This window comes from Pseudoxanthomonas taiwanensis, from assembly GCF_010093135.1.
GTDB lineage: Bacteria > Pseudomonadota > Gammaproteobacteria > Xanthomonadales > Xanthomonadaceae > Pseudoxanthomonas > Pseudoxanthomonas taiwanensis.
The window spans coordinates 1-21,289 of sequence record NZ_PDWK01000010.1; the positions used below are offsets into that span (position 1 = coordinate 1).

The 21,289-nt window shown below is 74.3% G+C and carries 18 protein-coding genes; 13 read left to right on the forward strand and 5 right to left on the reverse strand.

The annotated features are described in order from the left end of the window. Window positions 1-147: 147 nt before the first annotated feature. Complete coding sequence (locus tag CR938_RS03185; protein WP_162123629.1) at window positions 148-1,662, reverse strand: helicase HerA-like domain-containing protein; 1,515 nt, start codon at window positions 1,660-1,662, stop codon at window positions 148-150. Window positions 1,663-1,772: 110 nt separating this feature from the next. Between CR938_RS03185 and CR938_RS03190 the strand changes: the two genes are divergently transcribed. After that, window positions 1,773-3,338: a transglycosylase SLT domain-containing protein gene (locus CR938_RS03190; protein WP_162123630.1), complete on the forward strand. Its 1,566-nt coding sequence runs from the start codon at window positions 1,773-1,775 to the stop codon at window positions 3,336-3,338. Between the two features lie 28 nt (window positions 3,339-3,366). On the opposite strand, the gene asd is transcribed toward CR938_RS03190, so the two are convergent. Further along, entirely contained in the window at window positions 3,367-4,212 is an 846-nt protein-coding gene (asd, locus tag CR938_RS03195) for an archaetidylserine decarboxylase (RefSeq protein ID WP_162123631.1), read from the reverse strand. Continuing rightward, entirely contained in the window at window positions 4,209-4,862 is a 654-nt protein-coding gene (locus CR938_RS03200) for an SCO family protein (protein WP_162123632.1), read from the reverse strand. Before CR938_RS03200 ends, asd begins: the two co-directional genes overlap by 4 nt. Window positions 4,863-4,978: 116 nt before the next feature. Here CR938_RS03200 and prmB point away from each other — a divergent pair, with 116 nt between their 5' ends. The 9 genes from prmB to CR938_RS03245 all read left to right on the forward strand — a co-directional run bounded on the left by prmB (window position 4,979) and on the right by CR938_RS03245 (window position 16,284). Beyond that, window positions 4,979-5,911: a 50S ribosomal protein L3 N(5)-glutamine methyltransferase gene (gene prmB / locus CR938_RS03205; RefSeq protein ID WP_162123633.1), complete on the forward strand. Its 933-nt coding sequence runs from the start codon at window positions 4,979-4,981 to the stop codon at window positions 5,909-5,911. A gap of 148 nt (window positions 5,912-6,059) precedes the next feature. Beyond that, window positions 6,060-7,184 carry a chorismate synthase gene (aroC, locus tag CR938_RS03210; protein ID WP_162123634.1) on the forward strand — a complete coding sequence of 375 codons (1,125 nt, stop codon included), beginning with the start codon at window positions 6,060-6,062 and terminating at the stop codon, window positions 7,182-7,184. Between the two features lie 2 nt (window positions 7,185-7,186). Next, the gene (locus CR938_RS03215) at window positions 7,187-8,227 is read left to right on the forward strand and encodes a 2-hydroxyacid dehydrogenase (RefSeq protein ID WP_162123635.1); all 1,041 of its coding nucleotides are present in this window, start codon (window positions 7,187-7,189) and stop codon (window positions 8,225-8,227) included. Between the two features lie 122 nt (window positions 8,228-8,349). Then, window positions 8,350-9,375, forward strand: a complete 1,026-nt coding sequence (locus CR938_RS03220) for an aspartate-semialdehyde dehydrogenase (protein ID WP_162123636.1) — start codon at window positions 8,350-8,352, stop codon at window positions 9,373-9,375. 94 nt (window positions 9,376-9,469) lie between these two features. Next, on the forward strand, window positions 9,470-11,176 hold the full coding sequence (locus CR938_RS03225; protein ID WP_162123637.1) for a motility hub landmark protein FimV: 1,707 nt from the start codon (window positions 9,470-9,472) through the stop codon (window positions 11,174-11,176). Window positions 11,177-11,188: 12 nt separating this feature from the next. Continuing rightward, window positions 11,189-11,962, forward strand: coding sequence for a tRNA pseudouridine(38-40) synthase TruA (gene truA / locus CR938_RS03230; RefSeq protein WP_162123638.1), 774 nt, complete (start codon window positions 11,189-11,191; stop codon window positions 11,960-11,962). Beyond that, the gene (locus tag CR938_RS03235) at window positions 11,959-12,615 is read left to right on the forward strand and encodes a phosphoribosylanthranilate isomerase (protein WP_162123639.1); all 657 of its coding nucleotides are present in this window, start codon (window positions 11,959-11,961) and stop codon (window positions 12,613-12,615) included. Before truA ends, CR938_RS03235 begins: the two co-directional genes overlap by 4 nt. Before the next feature lie 175 nt (window positions 12,616-12,790). Then, complete coding sequence (locus CR938_RS03240) at window positions 12,791-14,056, forward strand: HlyD family secretion protein (protein ID WP_162123640.1); 1,266 nt, start codon at window positions 12,791-12,793, stop codon at window positions 14,054-14,056. A gap of 107 nt (window positions 14,057-14,163) precedes the next feature. Then, window positions 14,164-16,284, forward strand: a complete 2,121-nt coding sequence (locus CR938_RS03245; protein WP_162123641.1) for a peptidase domain-containing ABC transporter — start codon at window positions 14,164-14,166, stop codon at window positions 16,282-16,284. A 124-nt stretch (window positions 16,285-16,408) separates the two neighbouring features. Here the strand turns inward: CR938_RS03245 and CR938_RS03250 are convergent, their stop codons facing one another. Continuing rightward, window positions 16,409-17,293, reverse strand: a complete 885-nt coding sequence (locus CR938_RS03250) for a LysR family transcriptional regulator (protein WP_162123642.1) — start codon at window positions 17,291-17,293, stop codon at window positions 16,409-16,411. A gap of 97 nt (window positions 17,294-17,390) precedes the next feature. On the opposite strand from CR938_RS03250, the gene trpB reads away from it, so the two are divergent. Both trpB and trpA read left to right on the forward strand, forming a co-directional pair. After that, window positions 17,391-18,608: a tryptophan synthase subunit beta gene (gene trpB, locus CR938_RS03255; RefSeq protein WP_162123643.1), complete on the forward strand. Its 1,218-nt coding sequence runs from the start codon at window positions 17,391-17,393 to the stop codon at window positions 18,606-18,608. Window positions 18,609-18,649: 41 nt separating this feature from the next. Then, complete coding sequence (trpA, locus tag CR938_RS03260) at window positions 18,650-19,453, forward strand: tryptophan synthase subunit alpha (protein ID WP_162123644.1); 804 nt, start codon at window positions 18,650-18,652, stop codon at window positions 19,451-19,453. 76 nt (window positions 19,454-19,529) lie between these two features. On the opposite strand, the gene CR938_RS03265 is transcribed toward trpA, so the two are convergent. After that, complete coding sequence (locus tag CR938_RS03265; protein ID WP_162123645.1) at window positions 19,530-20,657, reverse strand: alkaline phosphatase family protein; 1,128 nt, start codon at window positions 20,655-20,657, stop codon at window positions 19,530-19,532. 195 nt (window positions 20,658-20,852) lie between these two features. On the opposite strand from CR938_RS03265, the gene CR938_RS03270 reads away from it, so the two are divergent. Beyond that, entirely contained in the window at window positions 20,853-21,260 is a 408-nt protein-coding gene (locus tag CR938_RS03270; RefSeq protein WP_162123646.1) for a hypothetical protein, read from the forward strand. The last annotated feature ends 29 nt before the right edge of the window (window positions 21,261-21,289 follow it).

Here is a 21,289-nt window from a genome sequence, read left to right on the forward strand (position 1 = left end):
CCCCCGCGCCGCTCTCCCCCCCCCCCGCCGCACGCCCCCCGCACCAGCCCGGCCAGCGCGGCCTGCAGGCGTTCGTGGCCGGCAGGACCGGCAAGAAGTCCGGCGGCCAGATCGGCACCCAGATCCTGCGCGGCATCCTGGGCGGGATCATCGGCCGCCGTACTTCTTGCCGGTCCTGCCGGCCACGCGCTCGCCGATGCTGCTGCCCACGCTGCGGCCGATCGAGCCGCCGACGTTGCGCGCGGTCTGCCTGGCCACCGACTCGACCACGCCCTGGCGGCGCCCGGTGCCGAACAGGAACTCGCTGATCTTCCGACCGAGGCCGCCGCCCTCCGTGGCCGCCGGCGCGGCACCGCCCTGCGGCGCCGCCTGCGTCTGCTGCGCCGCGCGCGCGGCCAGCAGTTCGGCGGCCGATTCGCGGTTGACCGGGGTGTCGTAGCGCGAGCCCACCGGGCTGGAGGCACGCACCCGGGCGCGCTCGGCCTCGGTGATGGCACCCATGCGGCAGCGCGGCGGGGCGATGCGGGTGTACTGCACGGGCGCCGGTACGCCGTTGTCATGCAGGGTGGACACCAGCGCCTCGCCGGTGCCCAGGCTGGAGATGGTGCGGGCCACGTCCAGCTTCGGGTTGGGCACGAAGGTCTCGGCCGCGGTGCGTACCGCCTTCTGGTCGCGCGGAGTGTAGGCGCGCAGCGCGTGCTGGACGCGGTTGCCGAGCTGGCCGAGGATGGGGGCGGGCACATCGTCGGGGAACTGCGAGCAGAAGTACACGCCCACGCCCTTGGAGCGGATCAGGCGCACCACCTGCTCGATGCGCTGCACCAGCGCCGGCGGCGCGTCGTCGAACAGCAGGTGCGCCTCGTCGAACACGAACACCAGCTTCGGCTTGTCCAGGTCGCCGACCTCGGGCAGACGCTCGAACAGCTCGCTCAGCAGCCACAGCAGGAAGGTGGAGTACAGGCGCGGCTTCAGGACCAGCTGCGCGGCGGCGAGGATGCCGATCACGCCGCGGCCGTCGTGGTTGACCCGCATGATGTCGGCCAGGTCCAGCGCCGGCTCGCCGAAGAACTGCTTGCCGCCGTCCTGCTCCAGGCGCAGCAGGGCGCGCTGGATCGCGGCGATGGACGGGGCGCTGACCAGGCCGTAGGCGGCCGATACCTCCTTGCGTTCCCCGGCCACCAGGTTGAGCAGGGCGCGCAGGTCGTCCAGGTCCAGCAGCAGCAGGCCGCGGTCGTCGGCCAGCTTGAACACGATGTCCAGGACGCCGGACTGGGTGTCGTTCAGCTCCAGGATGCGCGCCAGCAGGGTGGGGCCCATCTCGCTGACGGTGGTGCGCACCGGATGGCCGAGCTGGCCGTACAGGTCCCAGAACACCACCGGGCTGGCCTCGGGTGCATGGTCGGCCACGCCGATCTCGGCCGCACGCGCGGCCAGCTTCCCGCCGCCCTCGCCGGGCACGGCCAGGCCGGCCACGTCGCCCTTCACGTCGGCCATGAACACCGGCACGCCGCGCCGCGAGAAGCCCTCGGCCAGGGTCATCAGGGTCACGGTCTTGCCGGTGCCGGTGGCGCCGGCCACCAGCCCGTGGCGGTTGCCGTAGCGGGGCAGCAGGGTGACCGGGATGTCGTCGGTGGTGCCCCTGCCCAGCAGAATCGGTTCCATAGGCGGCCCTCGCGGCGGAAGATGCCGGCGATTCTACGCAGACCGGCGCGGGTTGCCGCGGCGCGGCGGCGGCGGCTACCCTGCCGGGGCATTCTTTCCCGGCCTGGTCGATGTCCCGCCGCAATCCGTTTCTCCGGCCGCTCGCGGCCGCGCTGCTGTTCTGCTGCATCGTTCCACCCGCCACCGCCCAGCGCGTCTCCGCCCGCGACAAGGCCGCGGCAGAGGCGCTGGTGCAGCGCATGGCCGCCGCCGAACAGCGCTACCGCGACGCCCTGGTGCTGGCCGGCAACGGCGATCCGCGCGGCGCCGGGGAAGGCAACGCCGCGCTGGAGGACATGGAGGACGTGGTGGACGCCTGCGTGAAGCTGCGCGGCTGCCCGCTGTCGGACCTGCTGGCCACCTACAAGCGCCTGCTCAAGGCCCGTGCCGACGCCGAGGCCGGGGCGCTGGACGAGCCTGGCGACGAGGACCAGCCTCTGGGGGCGGACCCGGAGCTGGCCGCCGACGTGCCCGAGGCCGCGCGCACCGTGGCCCTGCTGGGTGGCGACAACCGCCACGCCTTCGACCGCATGGTCCGCTACAACCCGGCCATCCAGGCCGGCATCCGCCGCTGGCTGACCGACATGCGGCCGCAGCTGATGACCAGCTACGAGAATTACCAGGCCATGCGCCACCTGATGTGGCCGGAGTTCGAGAAGCGCGGCCTGCCCGAGGCGCTGCTGTTCGGCATCCTGGCCAAGGAGTCCAACGGCCGCGTGCACTCGGTCTCGCGCGCCGGCGCGGCCGGGCCGATGCAGTTCATGCCGGCCACCGGCCGCCGCTTCGGTCTGGGCCCGGACGGCACCGGCTTCGACACCCGCTACGACCCGCGCGCGGCGGCCGAGGCCAGCGCCACCTACCTCAACGAACGCCTGCGCGAGCTCAACAACGAGCTGGAGCTGGCCCTGGCCGGCTACAACGGCGGCGAGGGCCGCGCCCTGCGCGTGCACCGCGGCAGCGGCGGCGGCAGCTTCTGGCACGCTTCGGTCTACGACCAGTTCCCGGCGGAGACGCGCGACTACGTGCCGATGGTGATCGCCGCGGCGTGGATCTACCTGCACCCGCGCCAGTTCGGCGTGCAGTTCCCCAGGGTGGATGCGCAGCCGGCGACGCTGCGGCTGGCGCGCCCGGCCAGCATCTACGAGCTGACCGTGTGCCTGGGCAATGCCGGCAGCCGCGACGGCTACATGCGCGTGCTGCGCAATCTCAACCCGCGCTACACGGCCGAGGAGACCATCCCGGCCGGCACCGTGCTCCACGCCACCACCCGGGTGGCCGCGCTGTACCAGCGCCACTGCGTGGACGGGCCGCGTGCCGAGCTGGCCCGCGCCCTGGTCACGGCCGACGTCAACGCGGCGCTGGTGCGCGATGTGCCCGCCGGCAGCGTGGCGGTGGGCGAGGCGACCCCGCTGCCGGCCGGCGTGCCGGCCACCATCGCCACCGGCCGGCCGCAGCCGGCCACGCCGAAGGCGCGGCAGGCACGCATATACAAGGTGGCGCGCGGCGACACCCTGGCCGGCATCGCCCGGCGCCACGGCTGCCAGGTGCAGGTGCTGGCGCGCGCCAACGGGGTCAAGGCGCCGGCCTACACCCTGCGCCAGGGCCAGCAGTTGCGGCTGGAAGGGTGCACCCGCTGAAGGCCCGCCCGGCGGTGCGCCGCGGGGCTCATGCGCTCCGGTAGGCGAGGGCCTGGCCGACCCGCACCGGCGTCTCCGCCGCCAGCCCCGGGGCCAGCTCGGCCACGCCCGGCGGCAGCAGCACGATCACGGTCGAGCCGTAGTTGAAGCGCGCCATCTCGGCGAAGCGCTCCAGGCGGATGCCCTTGCCGCGCCAGTCCTTGCGGGTGGTGCGGTCCCCGTAGCGCGGGATCTCCACGCCGCTCCAGACCGTCTCCACGCCCGAGACCAGCAGGGCGCCGACCATCACCACCGCCATCGGCCCGAAGTCCGTGTCGAAGTGGCACACCAGCCGCTCGTTGCGGGCGAACAGGCGCGGTACCTTCGCCACCGCCGCCGGGCCCACCGAGAACAGGCGGCCGGGCACGTGCACGGTCTCGCGCAGGGTGCCGGTCCAGGGCATGTGCACGCGGTGGTAGTCGCGCGGGGACAGGTACACGGTGGCGAAGCGGCCGCCGGCGAAGGCGGCCGCCGCCGCCGCGTCGCCCAGCAGCTCGTCCACGCCGAAGCTGTGGCCCTTGGCCTGGAAGCAGCGCCCGTCCTCGATCGGCCCGCACTGGCTGATGCGGCCGTCGGCCGGCACCAGCAGGGCGCGCGGGTCCGGGTCCGGCACGCGCGCGCCCGGGCGCAGGGCGCGGGTGAAGAAGGCGTTGAAGCTCTCGTAGCTTTCCGGGTCGGGGTTGGCGGCCTCGGACAGGTCCACGCCGAAGCGGCGCACCACCGTGCCGATCAGCCAGCGGCGCAGGCGCGGGTTGCGCGAATAGGCCGCGCGCCGGGCCAGCGAGGACAGCAGGCGGTGCGGCAGGGCCCAGGTGAGGGTGGTGACCAGGCTCACGGCGCGCGGTCCATCTCGGTCAGGCGCAGCAGGTCGGCGGCGATGGCCTGCGGCTGCAGCGGCGGCCGGATCAGGCCGGCCAGGCGGCCCTGCGGGTCGAGCACGGCGATGTTGGCCGAATGGTCCACGCTGTAGTCCTGCGGGTTCTGCTCGTAGTGGCGGCCGGGCACCTTCATGAACACGAAGCCCAGCGAGGTGGCGAACTTCTCCAGCGCCGGCACGTCGGCGGTGGCCGCCAGGGTGTCCGGGTGGAAGGCGTGGGCGTACTCGCCGGCCTTGGCCGGGGTGTCGCGCTCCGGGTCCACGGAGACGAACAGCACGCGCGGGCGGATGGTCTCCGGCAGCGCCTCCCACTGCTTCTGTGCCAGCGCCAGCTCGGCCAGGGTGGTCGGGCACACGTCCGGGCAGAAGGTGAAGCCCAGGAACACCAGGGTCCAGTGGCCGGCCAGCTCGCCGGGCACCAGCGGAGTGCCGTCGGACTGGCGCAGGTTGAACGGCGGCAGCTCGCGCGGCCTGGGCAGCAGGGTCACGGCCTGCAGTGCCGGCTGCGGCGCAGCCGGCTCGCCACCGAGGAAGTGGCGGGCGGCCAGCAGGCCCGCGCCGGCGGCGAGTGCGGCAAGCAGGACGTAGCCGAGGGTGCGGTTGGACATGCGTGGCGTGCGGAATTCCGGATTGGCCGCACATGATACCGGCATGCCCGGGCCGGGACGGGCGATGGCCTATAATCGCCGGCCCTTCCGAGAATGCGCCCGCGCGGCGCCGCGCCATGAACACCTCCGATCCGGCCGCCGAACTGCACACGATCATCGACCTGATCCGCTACGGCGGCAGCCGCTTCAGCGAGGCCGGGCTCACCTTCGGCCACAGCTACGACAATGCCATGGACGAGGCCACCCAGCTGGTGCTGCACGCGCTGCACCTGCCGCACGACCTCAGCCCGGTGTACGGCCAGGCGCGCCTGACCATGGAGGAGAAGCGGAAGATCCTGGCCCTGTTCCGCCGCCGCATCGAGGAGCGCGTGCCGGCCGCCTACCTGACCGGCGAGGCCTGGTTCGCCGGCCTGTGCTTCAAGACCGATCCGCGCGCGCTGGTGCCGCGCTCGCCCATCGCCGAGCTGATCGAGTCCGGCTTCGAGCCGTGGCTGGGTGGCCGCCAGGTGCGCCGCGCCCTGGACCTGTGCACCGGCTCGGGTTGCATCGCCATCGCCATGGCCCACTACAACCCGGAGTGGGAGGTGGACGGCGTGGACATCAGCGACGACGCCCTGGCCCTGGCCGCGGAGAACAAGGCGCGCCTGCACGCGGACAACGTCACCCTGATCAGGTCGGACCTGTTCGCCAACCTGCAGGGCCGCCACTACGACCTGATCGTCACCAACCCGCCGTACGTCACCGACGCGGAAACCGACGCCCTGCCGAAGGAGTACTCGTACGAGCCGGAGCTGGGCCTGCGCGCCGGCCCGGACGGCCTGGACCTGGTGCTGAGGATCCTGCGCGACGCGCCGCTGCACCTGAACCAGGACGGCCTGCTGATCTGCGAAGTGGGCGAGTCCGAGCGCCACCTGGTCAGGCTGCTGCCGGAGCTGGACCTGGCCTGGATCGAGTTCAAGGTGGGGCAGATGGGCGTGTTCGCGGTCGAGTGCCGCGAGCTGATCGCGCACCACGCCCGCATCGCCGAGCTGGCCGCCGCGCGCGGCTGATCCGCGTCCGGCGGGGCCGCGACGGCCGCCCCCGGCCTGGCCGGCGGGCCGGCATCGGTTGCCGCGGCAACGGCCGCTGCACCGCAGCAGGGCGATGTGCGATGCTTGGGGGACTCCCTGTGAATCGGCACCCCGCGCGGAGCGCGCCTTGAGCAGCAACACCTTCGGCAAGCTGTTGTCGGTCACCACCTTCGGCGAGTCGCATGGCCCGGCCATCGGCTGCGTGGTCGACGGCTGCCCGCCTGGCCTGGAGCTGGCGCCGGAGGACTTCGTCCACGACCTGCGGCGCCGCGCCACCGGCCGCAGCCGCCACACCTCGGCCCGGCGCGAGGCCGACGAGGTGGAGATCCTCTCCGGCGTGTACGAGGGCCGCACCACCGGCACCCCGATCGCGCTGCTGATCCGCAACACCGACCCGCGCAGCAGGGACTACGCCAACATCGCCGCGCAGTTCCGCCCGGGCCATGCCGACTACACCTACTGGCAGAAGTACGGCATCCGCGACCCGCGCGGCGGTGGCCGCAGCTCGGCGCGCGAGACCACCATGCGCGTGGCCGCGGCGGTGATCGCCAAGAAGTGGCTGCGCCAGCGCTACGGGGTGACCGTGCGCGGCTTCCTGGCGCAGCTGGGCGACATCCGCCCGCGCGGCTTCGACTGGGACGCGGTGGAGGCCAACCCCTTCTTCTGGCCGCATGCCGAACAGGTGCCGGAGCTGGAGGCGTACATGGACGCACTGCGCAAGTCCGGCGACTCGGTGGGCGCGCGCGTGACCGTGGTGGCCGACGGCGTGCCGCCGGGCTGGGGCGAGCCGGTCTACGGCAAGCTCGACGCCGAGCTGGCCGGCGCGCTGATGGGCATCAACGCGGTCAAGGGCGTGGAGATCGGCGACGGCTTCGCCGTGGTCGAGCAGAAGGGCACCCGGCACCGCGACCTGATCACCCCGCAGGGCTTCGCCAGCAACCATGCCGGCGGCATCCTCGGCGGCATTTCCACCGGCCAGCAGATCGTGGCCTCGATCGCGCTCAAGCCCACCTCCAGCCTGCGCCTGCCCGGGGCCAGCGTGGACGTGCACGGCAACCCGGTGGAGGTGGTCACCACCGGCCGCCACGACCCGTGCGTGGGCATCCGTGCCACGCCCATCGCCGAGGCGATGGTGGCGCTGGTGCTGATGGACCAGGCCCTGCGCCACCGCGCGCAGTGCGGCGACGTGGGCGCGGTCGAACCGCGCATCCCGGCCGGGGCCGGCGCGCTGGGCGGGGCAGGGCAGGGCTGAGCATGGGCGCCCGTCCGCGCGTGTGGGTGTCGCAGCCGCTGCCGGCGGACATCGTCGGGCGGCTGGCAGCGCACTGCGAGGTGGACATGGTGGCGGCCGCCACCACCCATGCGCCCGGGGCGATCGCCGCCGCGCTGCACGGGGCCGACGGCGCCCTGGTCACGGTCAACGACCGCATCGGCGCGGCCGAGCTGGCGCACGCGCCGCGCCTGCGCGCCATCGCCAACATCGGCGTGGGCTACGACAACCTGGACATCGCCGCCCTGGACGAGGCCGGAATCGTGGCCACCAACACCCCGGACGTGCTCACCGAGACCACCGCGGACCTGGGCTTCGCCCTGCTGATGGCCGCCGCCCGCCACATCACCGAGGCCGAGCGCTGGCTGCGGGAAGGGCAGTGGCGGCGCTGGACCTTCGACACCATGCTCGGCAGCGACATCCACGGCAGCACCTTGGGCATCCTCGGCATGGGCCGGATCGGCCGCGCCATCGCCCGTCGCGGCCACCACGGCTTCGGAATGAAGGTGCTGTACCACACCCGCTCGCGCCTGCCGGAGCCGGCCGAGTGCGAGGTCGGCGCGCACTACGTGGACCTGGACACCCTGCTGGCGCGGTCCGACCCCCTGGTGCTGGCGCTGCCGTATTCGCCGCGCCACCACCACCTGATCGACGCGGCGGCGCTGGCGAGGATGAAGCCCACCGCCACCCTGGTGAACATCGCCCGCGGCGGCCTGGTGGACGAGCTGGCGCTGGCCGAGGCCCTGGCCGGCGGCCGCCTGGGCGCGGCCGGCCTGGACGTGTACGAGGGCGAGCCGGCGGTGCGGCCGGAGCTGCTGGCGCTGCGCAACGTGGTGCTGACCCCGCACATCGGCTCCGCCAGCCTGGCCACGCGCCGGGCCATGGCGCAGCTGGCGGTGGACAACCTGCTGGCCGCGCTGGGCTTCGGCCCGAACGCCGGCCGCCCGGCCAACCCGGTCACCGCGCGCAAGACCACCGGCACCGCCGGCGGCGGCATGGCCGGCATTGCCGCGCACAAACGATAGGGAACCTCCGTCCCGCGCCTCCAGGGCGCCACCGAAAGGAGGAGGTTCCCCGAAACCGGCCTCCCGCGCGCGGCGCGCGCACCGCATCCCCGATTCCGAACCCGAGAGCACGAGCACCCCACATGAGCAAGGCACAACGTCGCTTCAACGTCGCCGTCGTCGGCGCCACCGGCGCGGTCGGCGAAACCATGCTGTCCATCCTGGCCGAGCGGAAGTTCCCGGTGGCCGAGATCATCCCGCTGGCCTCCGAGCGCTCGGCCGGCAGCGAGGTCGAGTTCGACGGGCGCAAGGTCAGGGTGCAGGACCTGGCCACCTTCGACCCCAAGGACGTGGACATCGCCCTGTTCTCGGCCGGTGGCAGCGTGTCCAGGGAATACGCGCCGAAGTTCGCCGCCGCCGGCGCGGTGGTGATCGACAACTCCTCGGCCTTCCGCTACGAGGACGACGTGCCGCTGGTGGTCAGCGAGGTCAACCCGGAGGCGGCGCGGCAGCGCCCGCGCGGCATCATCGCCAACCCCAACTGCTCGACCATGCAGATGCTGGTGGCGCTGGCGCCGATCCACCGCGAGTACGGCATCGAGCGCATCAACGTGGCCACCTACCAGTCCGTGTCCGGCGCCGGCCGCTCGGCACTGGAGGAGCTGGGCCGGCAGACCGCCGGCATCCTCAACTTCCAGGATCCGGCACCGCAGCGCTTCCCGGTGCAGATCGCCTTCAACCTGATCCCGCACATCGACGAGTTCCTGGACAACGGCTTCACCAAGGAGGAGATGAAGCTGGTCTGGGAGACGCGCAAGATCCTGGGCGACGACGGCATCCAGGTGAACCCGACCGCGGTGCGCGTGCCGGTGTTCTACGGCCATTCCGAGGCCGTGGCCATCGAGACGCGGAAGAAGGTCACCGTGGAGCAGGCGCGCGAGCTGCTGGCCCGCTCCCCGGGCGTGGAGGTGGTGGACGAGCGCAAGCCCGGCGGCTATCCCACCCCGGTCACCCACGCCTCCGGCCGCGACGCGGTGTACGTGGGCCGCATCCGCGAGGACCTGTCGCATCCGCGCGGCCTGAACCTGTGGATCGTCTCGGACAACATCCGCAAGGGTGCCGCGCTCAACGCCGTGCAGCTGGCCGAACTGGTCGCCGCCGAGGGCTGAGTGGCCGGCCGCGCGCCCGGCCGAGGCGCCCCCGCGGCCGGACGCGCACCCGGCATGGCTCCCGCCGCGGGCGGCCCGCCGGTATAGTCGGCGCATGGACAACAGGGGACAGGGCGCACTGCGCCCGTGGCAATGGCTGTTGGCGCTGTCGCTGTGGCTGCTCAGCGGCGGCGCCATGGCGCTCGGACTGGGCCAGATCCGGGTGCTCTCCGGGCCCGGCCAGCCGCTGCTGGCCGAGATCCCGATCATCTCCAACGAACCGGGCGAGCTGGAGAGCGCTCAGGTGCGCCTGGCCTCCCCCGAGACCTTCGTCCGCGTCGGTCTGCAGCCGCCGCAGGGCCTGGTCCGTGACCTGCGCTTCGAGATCGCCTCCGACGCCCAGGGGCGGGCCGTGGTCCGGGTCACCAGCACCCGGCCGGTGGACACCCCGGCGGTGGCCTTCCTGGTCGAGGTGGACTGGGGCCGGGGCCGGCTGGTGCGGGAGTACTCGGCCCTGGTCGCCGCCCCGGAGACGGCGGTGGCGATCGAGGCGCCTTCCATCGCCGCGCCGCAGGCCGCGCCGTCCAACACCATCGCGCGCGAGCCGGCGCCGGCGGTGACCGCCCCGGCGGCCGCGCCACCGGCGCCTGCCGCGGACTCCGTGCCGCCGCGGCCCGCCGCGACGGCTCCGGCGCCGGCGCCGACGGCCGCCGCCGACGGCAGCCTGCGCGTGCAGCGCGGCCAGACCCTGTCGCAGCTGGCGGCGGGCATGGACCGCGGCGGCCACGACCTCAACCAGGCCATGGTGGCGCTGCTGCGGGCCAATCCGCAGGCCTTCATCGGCGGCAACATCCACCGCCTGCGCGCCGGCGCGGGGCTGCGCATGCCCACGGCGGAGGACTACGCTGGCCTGGACGCGGCCACCGCCGCGGCGCTGGTGCGCGAGCAGACCGCGCAGTGGCGGCCGGCCACCGCGGCCGTGCCGCAGCCGGCCGGGGCGGGCGAAGCGGCGGCCGCGCCGCGCAGTGCACCGGCGGCGGCTCCCGCGCCGGTGGCCGGCGCGCGGCTGGAAATCGCGCCGGCGGCGGCCGCCGAAGGCGCACAGGCGACACGATCCGGTCTTGGCGCCGGTGGCGAGGGCGACATGCTGGCTAACGAACAACTGCGCCAGGCCCGGGAAGACCTGGCCGCGCGCGACTCGGAACTGCAGGAACTGCGCAGCCGCGTCGAGGAACTGGAAAAGCTGCACCAGCAGCAGATGCGGCTGATCGAGCTGAAGGACAGCGAGCTGGCCGCCGCCCAGCAGCGCCTGGCGCAGCTGGAGCAGCAGCAGTCCGCCGGCGGCACGCCGCTGTGGCTGTGGGGCGGCCTGGGCCTGCTGGTGGGGGCCGCAGTGGTCGGGTGGCTGGGCCGCCGGCCCAGGCCGCTGCCGATCCCGGTCCAGCGCGGCACCGGCTTCGCCGCCGCCAGCCGGGCGGCGGCGGTGCCCGGGGCCGCGCCGGCCGATCCGGTGGTGGCCGTGGGCGCGCCGGAGGAGCCCCACCCCGCCGCCGGGCCGGAGGAGGCCCCGGCCGAGCCGGAGGCGGCGCCCGACGCGCCCGCGCCGGCCGCGGAGGCCCCGGCCTGGCACACCGCGCAGGCGCCGGACGCCGGGGCGCCGCTGAACCCGCTGCCGGCCGGCCGCGAGCGGCTGGAACTGGCCATCGCCTACCTGGACCTGGGCGACGTGGAGACCGCCCGCACCCTGCTCAACGAGGTGGTCGCCGGCGCCGACCCGGCCGCGCGCGAAGAGGCGGCCCAGCTGCTGCGCGAGATCGGCTAGGGCGGGCGGACGATGCGGTACGCGCTGGGCGTCGAGTACGACGGCGCCGACTTCCAGGGCTGGCAGCAGCTCGGCAGGTCCGGCCCGCCCTCGGTGCAGGCCGTGCTCGAGAAGGCGCTGTCCTCGGTGGCCGACGCGCCGGTCTCGGTGGTCTGCGCCGGCCGCACCGACGCCGGCGTGCATGCCGAGTGCCAGGTGGTGCACTTCGACAGTGACGCCCCGCGCGACCCGCGCGCCTGGACCCTGGGCACCACCGGCCGGCTGCCGCCGAGCGTGTGCGTGCGCTGGTGCGTGCCGGTGGCCGACGACTTCAATGCCCGCTTCTCGGCCCGCGCCCGCCGCTACCGTTATCGCCTTGTGAACAGGCCGGTGCGGCCGGCGCTGTATCGTCACACCATGGCCTGGGAACGCCGCCCCCTGGACGTGGACGCCATGCACCGCGCCGCGCAGGCGCTGGTGGGCGAGCACGACTTCAGCGCCTTCCGCACTGTGCACTGCCAGGCGCGGCACGCGCGGCGCGAGCTGCAGGAGATCGTGGTGCGGCGCCAGGGCGAGGTGGTGGAGTTCGAGGTCCAGGCCAATGCCTTCCTTCACCACATGGTGCGTAACATCGTCGGGTCGCTGCTGGAGGTGGGCGCGGGAGCCCGGCCGGAGCACTGGATCGCCGAGGTCCTGGCCGGTCGCGACCGCACCCTCGCCGGCCCGACCGCACCGCCGCAGGGGCTGGTGTTCCTGCGGCCGCTGTACCCCCCGGAGTGGGGCCTGCCCGCGGAGGTGACCCTGTGATGCGCAGCCTGTACCGGACCCGGATCAAGTTCTGCGGCATGACCCGCCCGGGCGATGTCCGCCTGGCCGGCGAGCTCGGCGTGGACGCGGTGGGTTTCGTGTTCGCCGAGGGCAGCCCGCGCCGGATCACGCCGGCCGAGGCGCGCCAGCTGCGCACGGCCCTGGCGCCGCTGGTGGGCGTGGTGGCGCTGTTCCGCAACAACAGCGCCGCCGAGATCCGCGAGGTGATCCGCCAGGTGCGGCCCAACCTGCTGCAGTTCCACGGCGAGGAGGACGACGCCTTCTGCCGCAGCTTCCGCGTGCCCTACATGAAGGCCGTGCCCATGGGCGGCAACACGCAGTGGGACGCGGCCACCCTGCACCAGCGCTGGCCCAACGCGGCGGCGTTCCTGTTCGACGCCCACGGTGCCGGCGAGGCCGGGGGCACCGGCCGTGCCTTCGACTGGCGGCGCCTGCCCACGGGCCTGCACCGGCCGTTCGTGCTGGCCGGCGGCCTGACCCCGGAGAACGTCCACGACGCCATCACCGCCACCCTGCCGTGGGCGGTGGACGTGGCCAGCGGGGTGGAGGTGTCGCCGGGCATCAAGGACGGCGACAAGATGCGCCGCTTCGTGGCCGAGGTGCGGCGCGCCGACTACGCCGAGCTGGAGTAGGCCGCATCGCATCCGGCACCCTGGACCCCGCCGGCCGCCACGGCGGATTCCCAGGCCCGGTCGGGAAAGCCTGAGGCCCGAACGGCGGCCGCGCCGATGGCGCACGCCCCGCCGGTCCATACACTGCCTCGCCGCCCCAGGACGGGCGCATCCGCCGTCGCGGATGGAGGCGTGGATGACGCAGGCACTGTTCCGCAGGGAAGTGGTCGAGGCACGCCGCAACGGCTGGCTGGGCGCGATCTCGCTGGCCCAACCGCTGCGGCTGTGGGTGCTGGCTGTGGCGGCCGCGCTGGCCGCGGCCGCCGTGGTCGCCTTCCTCCTGCTGGGCAGCTACGCCCGGCGGTCCACGGTGGTGGGGCAGCTGGTCCCCGCACGCGGCCTGTCCACGGTGCTGGCGCCCGCGGCCGGCGTGGTCGCGCGCCTGGACGTGGCCGAGGGCGCCCACGTCCGGGCCGGGCAGCGCCTGGCGGTGGTGGCGGTGCCGCGCGCCATTCCCGGCGAGGGCGACACCCTCGCCGCGCTGGAAGCGCGCCTGGGGCGCCGGGCCGAAGGCCTGCGCCAGGGCCACGTGGCCCGGCAGCGGCAGCTGCGGGCGCAGGAGGCCGGGCTGCGCGCGCAACTGGCCGCGGCGCGGCGCGAGCTGGCCCAGATCGAGGACGAGATCCGGACACGCCAGGCGCAGGTGCGGCTGGCCCACGACACCCTGGACCGGCTGCGCCAGCTGGAAGGCGGGCGCTACGTCAGCCAGCTGCAGATCCGCCAGCAGGAGTCGGCCGCGCTGGCGCTCGTGGCCGAGACCCAGGCGCTGCAACGGCAGGCCACCGCCGCGCGCGGCGCCATGGCGCGGCTGGCCCACGCCCTGGCCGGGCTGGAGGCGGAGGGGCAGGCGGCCGAGGCCGGCTTCGTGGGCGAGATGGCGGTGCTGGAGCAGGAACGCGTGGAGACGCGCGCCCGCGGCGAGCTGGTACTCACCGCGCCGGGGGATGGCGTGGTCTCGGCGCAACTGGCCAGGCCCGGCCAGGCGGTGCAGGCCGGGCAGCCGCTGCTGAGCCTGCTGCCGGACGACAGCCCCCTGCAGGCCGAGCTGCTGGTGCCCAGCCGGGCGATCGGCTTCATCGCGCCGGGCGACCGGGTGCTGCTGCGCTACCAGGCCTACCCGTACCAGAAGTTCGGCCACCACGAGGGCCGCGTGGCGGGGATCAGCCGCAGTGCGCTCGGCAGCGCCGAGCTGCAGGCGCTGCTGGGCGGCATCCACCAGGGGGAGCCGTTCTACCGCGTCACCGTGAGCCTGGCGCGCCAGGACGTGCTGGCCTACGGCCGGCCCGAGCCGCTCAGGCCGGGGATGCTGCTGGAGGCGGACATCCTCGGCGAGCGCCGCCGCCTGGTCGAATGGCTGTTCGAGCCGCTGTATTCGCTGCGCGGGCGGATCGCCGACGGATGAGCGGCGGTGGCGGCCCGTCGCGGCAGCGCATGGTGGAGGAGATCGCGGCGCGCACGGCGACGGACGCCGGCGGCGCTGTCGGCAGGGAAGCGGGGAGGCAAGGGCGGATGGATCTGCCATGGTCGAGGACCCGGGCCATACTGCAGTCCGAGGCGGCCGAGGGCGGCCTGGCCGCGCTGGCGATGGTCGCGCAGGCGCACGGCATGCACATCGGCCTGGTGGAGATGCGCCGGCGTTTCCCGCTGTCGCTCAAGGGCGCCACGCTCGGCCAGCTGATCCGGATCGCGCAGCAGCTCGGCTTCGCGCCGCGACCGCTGCGCCTGGAGATGGAGCACCTGCGGCAGCTGCGCCTGCCCTGCATCCTGCACTGGGACCTGGACCACTTCGTCGTGCTGGCCCGGGTGGGGCGGTCGCGGGCGACCATCCTCGACCCGGCCGTCGGCGAGCGCAGGCTGCCCCTGGCCGAGGTCTCCCGCCACTTCACCGGCGTGGCCCTGGAGCTGGAGCCCACGGCCGGGTTCCGGCCGCAGGCCGCGCCGCCGGCGGTCCGCCTGCGCCAGCTGACCGGGCCGGTGCGGGGCCTGTGGCCGGCGCTGGCGCAGATCGTGCTGCTGTCGGCGGCGCTGCAGGTGTTCGTGGTGCTGGCCCCGTTCCTGCTGCAGTGGGTCGTGGACCAGGTGCTGGTCTCGGCCGACCGCGACCTGCTGGCGGTGGTCGGCCTGGGCTTCGGCCTGGCGCTGCTGCTGCAGGTGGCCATCGGCCTGCTGCGCGGCTGGTCGGTGGTGTACCTGTCCAGCCACCTGGGCCTGCAATGGACCGGGAACGTGTTCGCCCACCTGCTCAGGCTGCCGCTGGACTTCTTCGAGAAACGCCACCTGGGCGACATCACCTCGCGCATGGGCTCGGTGCAGGAGGTCCAGCGCACCCTCACCACCAGCTTCGTCGAGGCGGTCATCGACGGCCTGATGGCGGTGGTGACCCTGGGGCTGATGCTGGCCTACAGCTGGAGGCTGGCGCTGGTGACGCTGCTGGCCGTGGCGCTGTACCTGGGCATCCGCGCCCTGGCCTGGCGCCCGGTGCGGGACCGCACCGAACGGCGCCTGGTCGCGGCCGCCCGGCAGGAGAGCTGCCTGCTGGAGTCGCTGCGGGGCATGCAGAGCCTGAAGGTGGCCGGCGCGGAAGCGCAGCGCCATGCCGCCTACGCCAACCTGATGGTGGAGACGGTCAACCACGACGTGCGCCTGGCGCGCATGGGCCTGGCCTTCAGCGCCGCCAGCCAGCTGGTGTTCGGCCTCGAGCGCATCGCGGTGGTCTGGATCGGCGCACTGCTGGCGCTGCGCAACGGGTTCTCGGTGGGCATGCTGGTGGCCTACCTGGCCTACAAGGACCAGTTCGCCACGCGGATGGCGGCGCTGATCGACCGCTGGGTGGAGTTCCGCATGCTGCGCCTGCACGGCGAGCGCCTGGCCGACATCGTCCTGGCCGAGCCGGAGGAGGACCCGGTGCCGGCCCGGCTGCCGCCGCCGGACCAGGCGCGGATCGAGGTGGAAGGACTGTCGTTCCGCTACGCGGAGGGCGAGCCCTGGGTGCTGCGGGACTGCTCGTTCACCATCGAGCCGGGCGAGTCGGTGGCCATCACCGGCGCCTCGGGGTGCGGCAAGACCACCCTGGTCAAGCTGCTGCCGGGGCTGCTGAAGCCGAGCGAGGGGCGCATCCGCATCGGCGGCTGCGACCTGCACCAGGCCGGGCCGCGCAACGTGCGCGCCATCGTCGGTGCGGCGATGCAGGATGACCTGCTGTTCGCCGGCAGCATCGCCGACAACATCAGCTTCTTCGACCCGCACGCCGATCCGGAGCGGGTCGAGGCCGCCGCGCGCCAGGCTGCGATCCACGACGAGATCCTGGCCATGCCGATGGGCTACCACAGCCTGGTCGGCGACATGGGCAGCTCGCTCTCCGGCGGGCAGAAGCAGCGGCTGGTCCTGGCCCGCGCGCTGTACCGGCAACCGAAGCTGCTGTTCCTGGACGAGGCCACCAGCCACCTGGACGTGGCCAGCGAGCGCCTGGTCAACGAGGCGGTCAAGGCGCTGCGGCTGACCAGGGTGATCGTGGCCCACCGCCCGGAAACCATCGCCAGCGCGGATCGGGTGCTGGTGCTGCACGGCGGGCGCATCTACGAGGCGGTGCGCAACCGCCAGGCACCGGAGCCGGGGATGGCGATGGCATGAGCGCACGTGCGGCGTGTACCCGGAGGCGGTGCAGGGAGGGCGCGAGAAAGCGGTGTTCCGTCCCCGGTGTGCCGGAAGGCGGTTCCAGGCCACCCGGCGGCAGGCGCCGCCGCGGGCGCACGGGTCAGGCGTGCAGCTCCCGGCGCAGCCACTGGGCCAGTGCCGCCACGCGCGGGCCGGTGTCGCCGCGGCGGGTGCACAGCGCCCATTCGCCGCCGGTCTCGACGAAGCCCCATGGCGCGGCCAGGCGCCCGCTGTCCAGGTCGGCCTGCACCAGCTCCTGCGGCGCGATGGCCACGCCCAGGCCGGCGGCCGCGGCCTCCAGCAGGTAGTACAGATGCTCGAAGCCGGTGCCCAGGCGCAGCGCGGCCGGATCCAGGCCGTTGCGGCGCGCCCACTCCGGCCAGGCGCCGGGGCGCGAGGCGGTGTGCAGCAGCGGCTCGTCCAGCAGCGCTTCCGGGCCGGCGCCGGCCAGGCGCGCATGGGCCGGATGGCGCGGGCTGACCACCGGGCCGATGCGCTCGTCTCCCAGCCGGTGCACCTGCCAGCCCGGCGGCCACGGCGGGGTGCCGATCAGCAGCGCCGCGTCCAGGCCGGTGAGGGCCGCATCGGGCGTGCCCTCGCTGGCGGCCAGGTGCAGGCGCAGGCCCGGCAGATCGGCCTTCAGCCGCTCCAGGCGCGGGATCATCCAGCGCGCCAGCAGGCTGCCGGGGCAGCCCAGCACCAGCGGGGTCTCGCCGGCGCCGCGCAGGCCGGCCCAGGCCCGGCGCAGCGGCTCGAACGCGGCGGCCGCAGCCTCGTGCAGGCGGTGCCCGGCCGGGGTCAGGGCCAGGCCGCGGCCCTGGCGCTGGAACAGCGCCGTGCCCAGCTCCGCCTCCAGCGCCTTGATGTGGCGGCTGACCGCACCGTGGGTGACGTACAGCTCGGCCGCCGCCGCGGCCAGGCTGCCCAGCCGCGCGGCGGCCTCGAAGGCACGCAGGGCGTTGAGCGGCGGCAGGTCCCGTGACATGTGAGTTTTACTGACGGATTGCCGAGACTTTATCACTTTTCAGCGGCGCACGCGTGCGCTACGGTCAAGACCCCGTTCCGCCTGCCCGCGCACGCCCATGACCGCTTCCCCCGTCCAGGACTTCCACGCCTATCCCGATGCCCAGGGCCATTTCGGCCGGCACGGGGGGCGTTTCGTGGCCGAGACCCTGATCGGGCCGCTGGAGGAGCTGGCGGCCGCCTACGACGCCGCGCGCCAGGATCCGGAGTTCATCGCCGCCTTCGAGCGCGACCTGAAGCACTACGTGGGCCGGCCCAGCCCGATCTACCACGCCGAGCGCCTGAGCCGCGAGGTCGGCGGGGCGCAGATCCTGCTCAAGCGCGAGGACCTGAACCACACCGGCGCGCACAAGATCAACAACACCATCGGCCAGGCCCTGCTGGCCGCACGCATGGGCAAGAAGCGGATCATCGCCGAGACCGGCGCCGGCCAGCACGGCGTGGCCACCGCCACCGTGGCCACGCGCCTGGGGCTGGAGTGCGTGGTCTACATGGGCGCCACCGACATCGAGCGGCAGAAGATCAACGTCTACCGCATGCAGCTGCTGGGCGCGACCGTGGTGCCGGTGACCTCCGGTTCGGCCACGCTCAAGGACGCGCTCAACGAGGCCATGCGCGACTGGGTGACCAACGTCGCCGACACCTTCTACATCATCGGCACCGTCGCCGGCCCGGACCCGTACCCGCGCATGGTGCGCGACTTCAACGCCGTGGTCGGACGCGAGGCCAGGGCGCAGATGCTGGCCGAGTACGGCCGTCTGCCGGACGTGGTCACCGCCTGCGTCGGCGGCGGCAGCAACGCCATGGGCCTGTTCCATGCCTTCCTCAACGACCGCCAGGTGCGCATCGTCGGCGCCGAGGCGGCGGGCGACGGCGTGGACAGCGGCCGCCACGCGGCCTCGCTCTCGGCCGGCCGGGTCGGCGTGCTGCACGGCAACCGCACCTATGTGCTGTGCGACGACGACGGCCAGATCATCGAGACCCATTCCATCTCCGCTGGCCTGGACTATCCGGGCGTGGGCCCGGAGCATGCGTTCCTCAAGGACACCGGCCGCGCCGAGTACGTGGGCGTGACCGACGGGGAGGCGCTGGAGGCCTTCCACCGCCTGACCCGCACCGAGGGCATCCTGCCGGCGCTGGAGTCCAGCCACGCCGTGGCCCAGGCGATCAAGCTGGCGCGCGAACTGCCGAAGGACGCGCTGGTGCTGTGCAACCTCTCCGGCCGCGGCGACAAGGACGTGCACACCATCGCCGCGCGCGAGGGCATCGCCCTGTGAGGCCCATCCCGCCACGCGCCACCGCGACGACGCATCCGACCATGAGCCGCATCGACACCACCTTCGCGCGCCTGCGCGCCGCCGGGCGCAAGGCCCTGATCCCCTTCGTCACCGCCGGCGACCCTTCGCTGGAGGCCACCGTGCCGGTGATGCACGCGCTGGTGGAGGCCGGCGCCGACATCATCGAACTGGGCGTGCCGTTCTCCGACCCCATGGCCGACGGTCCGGTGATCCAGCGCAGCTCCGAGCGCGCGCTGGCACGCGGTGCCGGCCTGGCCTACGTGCTCGACTGCGTGCGCCGCTTCCGCGAGCGCGATGCCGCCACGCCGGTGGTGCTGATGGGCTACCTCAACCCGGTGGAGATCCGCGGCGCGGACGCCTTCGCCACCCAGGCCGTGGCGGCGGGCGTGGACGGGGTGCTGCTGGTGGACCTGCCACCCGAGGAGGCCGCCGGCTTCCGTGTCCCGTTCGAGGCCGCCGGCCTGGCCCTGGTGATGCTGGCCGCGCCGACCACCACCGCCGCGCGCGCGGCCATGCTCTGCGCCAATGCCCAGGGCTACCTGTACTACGTCAGCTACGCCGGCGTGACCGGCGCCGACCGCCTGGACGCCGGCGCCGCCTCGCGCCGCCTGCAGGCGCTGCGCGCGGAAGCCAGGGTGCCGGTGGTGGCCGGCTTCGGCATCAAGGACGCGGCCAGCGCCGCGGCCATGGCCGCCGATGCCGACGGCGTGGTGGTCGGCAGCGCGCTGGTGGCGGCGCTGGCCGACGCCGCCGGCGCCGACGAGGCGGCCGCGCGCGCGCGCGCCTTCGTGGCGCCGCTGCGCCAGGCCATCGACGCGCGCTGAGGGCGCAAAGCAAACGGGCAGGCCCTGTGGCCTGCCCGCGGGGATGGCGTGCGGCGGCGCGTGGCCGCCGCCACGGTCACGGCGCCTGCAGCGCCGGACGCAGGTTCTCCAGGTTGCCGTCGTTGTCCGCCGGGACGAAGCCCAGCAGGTGCGCCAGCAGCGGGTACACGTCCACGTTGTCGAACGGCGGCAGCACCTCGCCCTGGCGGAAGGCCGGGCCGGCGGCGATGAACAGCGCGCCCATGGACGGCAGTGCCGGATCGTAGCCGTGCGAGCCGCGCACCGGCTCGGCGGCGCGGCGCGCGACGTACTCGCGCGGCAGCGCGTCCCAGCCCTCGTGCATCTGGCACACGATCGGCGGCACGCGCGGATGGCGGCCGAACCGCCAGCGCGCCGGCAGCTCGGTCCGGCGCCAGCAGTCGTACTGCGGATGCGCGCCCAGCAGGCGCTGCTCCACCTCCGCCTCGTGGCCGGGCAGGGGCGCGATGCCCAGCACCTGGCCGACGCTGACCACCTTCGCCCGCGCCGGGTCGACGATGTCCTCCACGGCCATCACCTGCGCGGCCGGCACCTCGGCCATGCCGTGGTCGGAGACCACGATGATGTTGATGCGCCCGAGCAGGCCCTGCTCCTCCAGCCCCTGCAGCAGGTGGCCGAAGGCGGCGTCGGCCTCGCGCAGGGCCTGGCGGGCCTGCTCCGAGTGCGGGCCGTAGTAGTGCGCGGCGGTGTCAGTGATGTCGAAGTACAGGGTCACCAGGTGCGGGCGCGTGGCCGGCGGCTCCGACAGCCAGGCCAGCCCCTGCGCGGCGCGCGCCAGCGAGGGCATGGACTGGTCGAACACCCGCCAGCGGTCCGGGCGCACGCCGGCGATCTCGGCCTCGGCGCCGGGCCAGAACATGGTGGCGGTGCGCAGGCCGGCCTTGTGCGCGCCCACCCACGCCGGCTCGCCACCCCACCAGCGGCCGTCGCCCACCGCCTCGCGCAGGTTCAGCCTGAACTCGCCCAGCTCCGGGTCCCACATGGTGTTGTGGATGATGCCGTGGCGGTCCGGGCGCAGGCCGGTGACCAGGGTGTAGTGGTTGGGGAAGGTCAGCGAGGGATACGAAGGGCGCATCCACTGCGCGCGCACGCCGCCGGAGGCCGAGCAGGCGGCGAGGAGCAGCAGCAGGAGGAAGCCGAGCAGTCGATGCAGTCGCGGAACCATCACGGGAACGGAAGGACCAAAAATCAGGTGAGCTTGGCAGAGTCCGATGACGAATGCATGGCCTTGACGGCACGGGCGGATTCCACTCCGGCGTGGCGGCGGGGCTGACGGGTGCCTGAAACCCGGGACGGCCCGGCGGCCCGGGCATGGCGGGCGGTGGTACAAGGAGGGAGTCGCCCACACCGGAGCCAGACCGTGAACCGCAAGGCGTTCCTGCTGTGGGGGCTGCTGGCGGCCGTTCCGGTGCCGGCCTGGGCGCAGGCGCAGCCGTCGGTGCAGCCCAACCGCTACGGCAGCCAGGCCACTCCGCCGTCCAACGACCCGGCCGCGGCCTACCAGCGCCAGCGCCCCGCCATCGAGGCGGCGCAGCGGGCGCAGAAGTCCGCCACCGACCGCGCGGCGGACCAGCGCTACGCCCAGGCGATCGAGGCCACCCGCCGCCGGCTGGAGGCCGACCGCCAGCGCACCGAGCGCCTGCGCGCGGCCGCCCCGTCGCTGGCCGAGTCCGAGCACCTGCGGCAGGAATTCGAGCAGCGTCGCCAGGCCTACGAACGCGAGCGCGAGGCGCTGGAGCGCGAGCGTGCCCGGGGGCCGCCGCCGTAGCCGGGGTGCCGCCGCCCGGATCCGCGGAC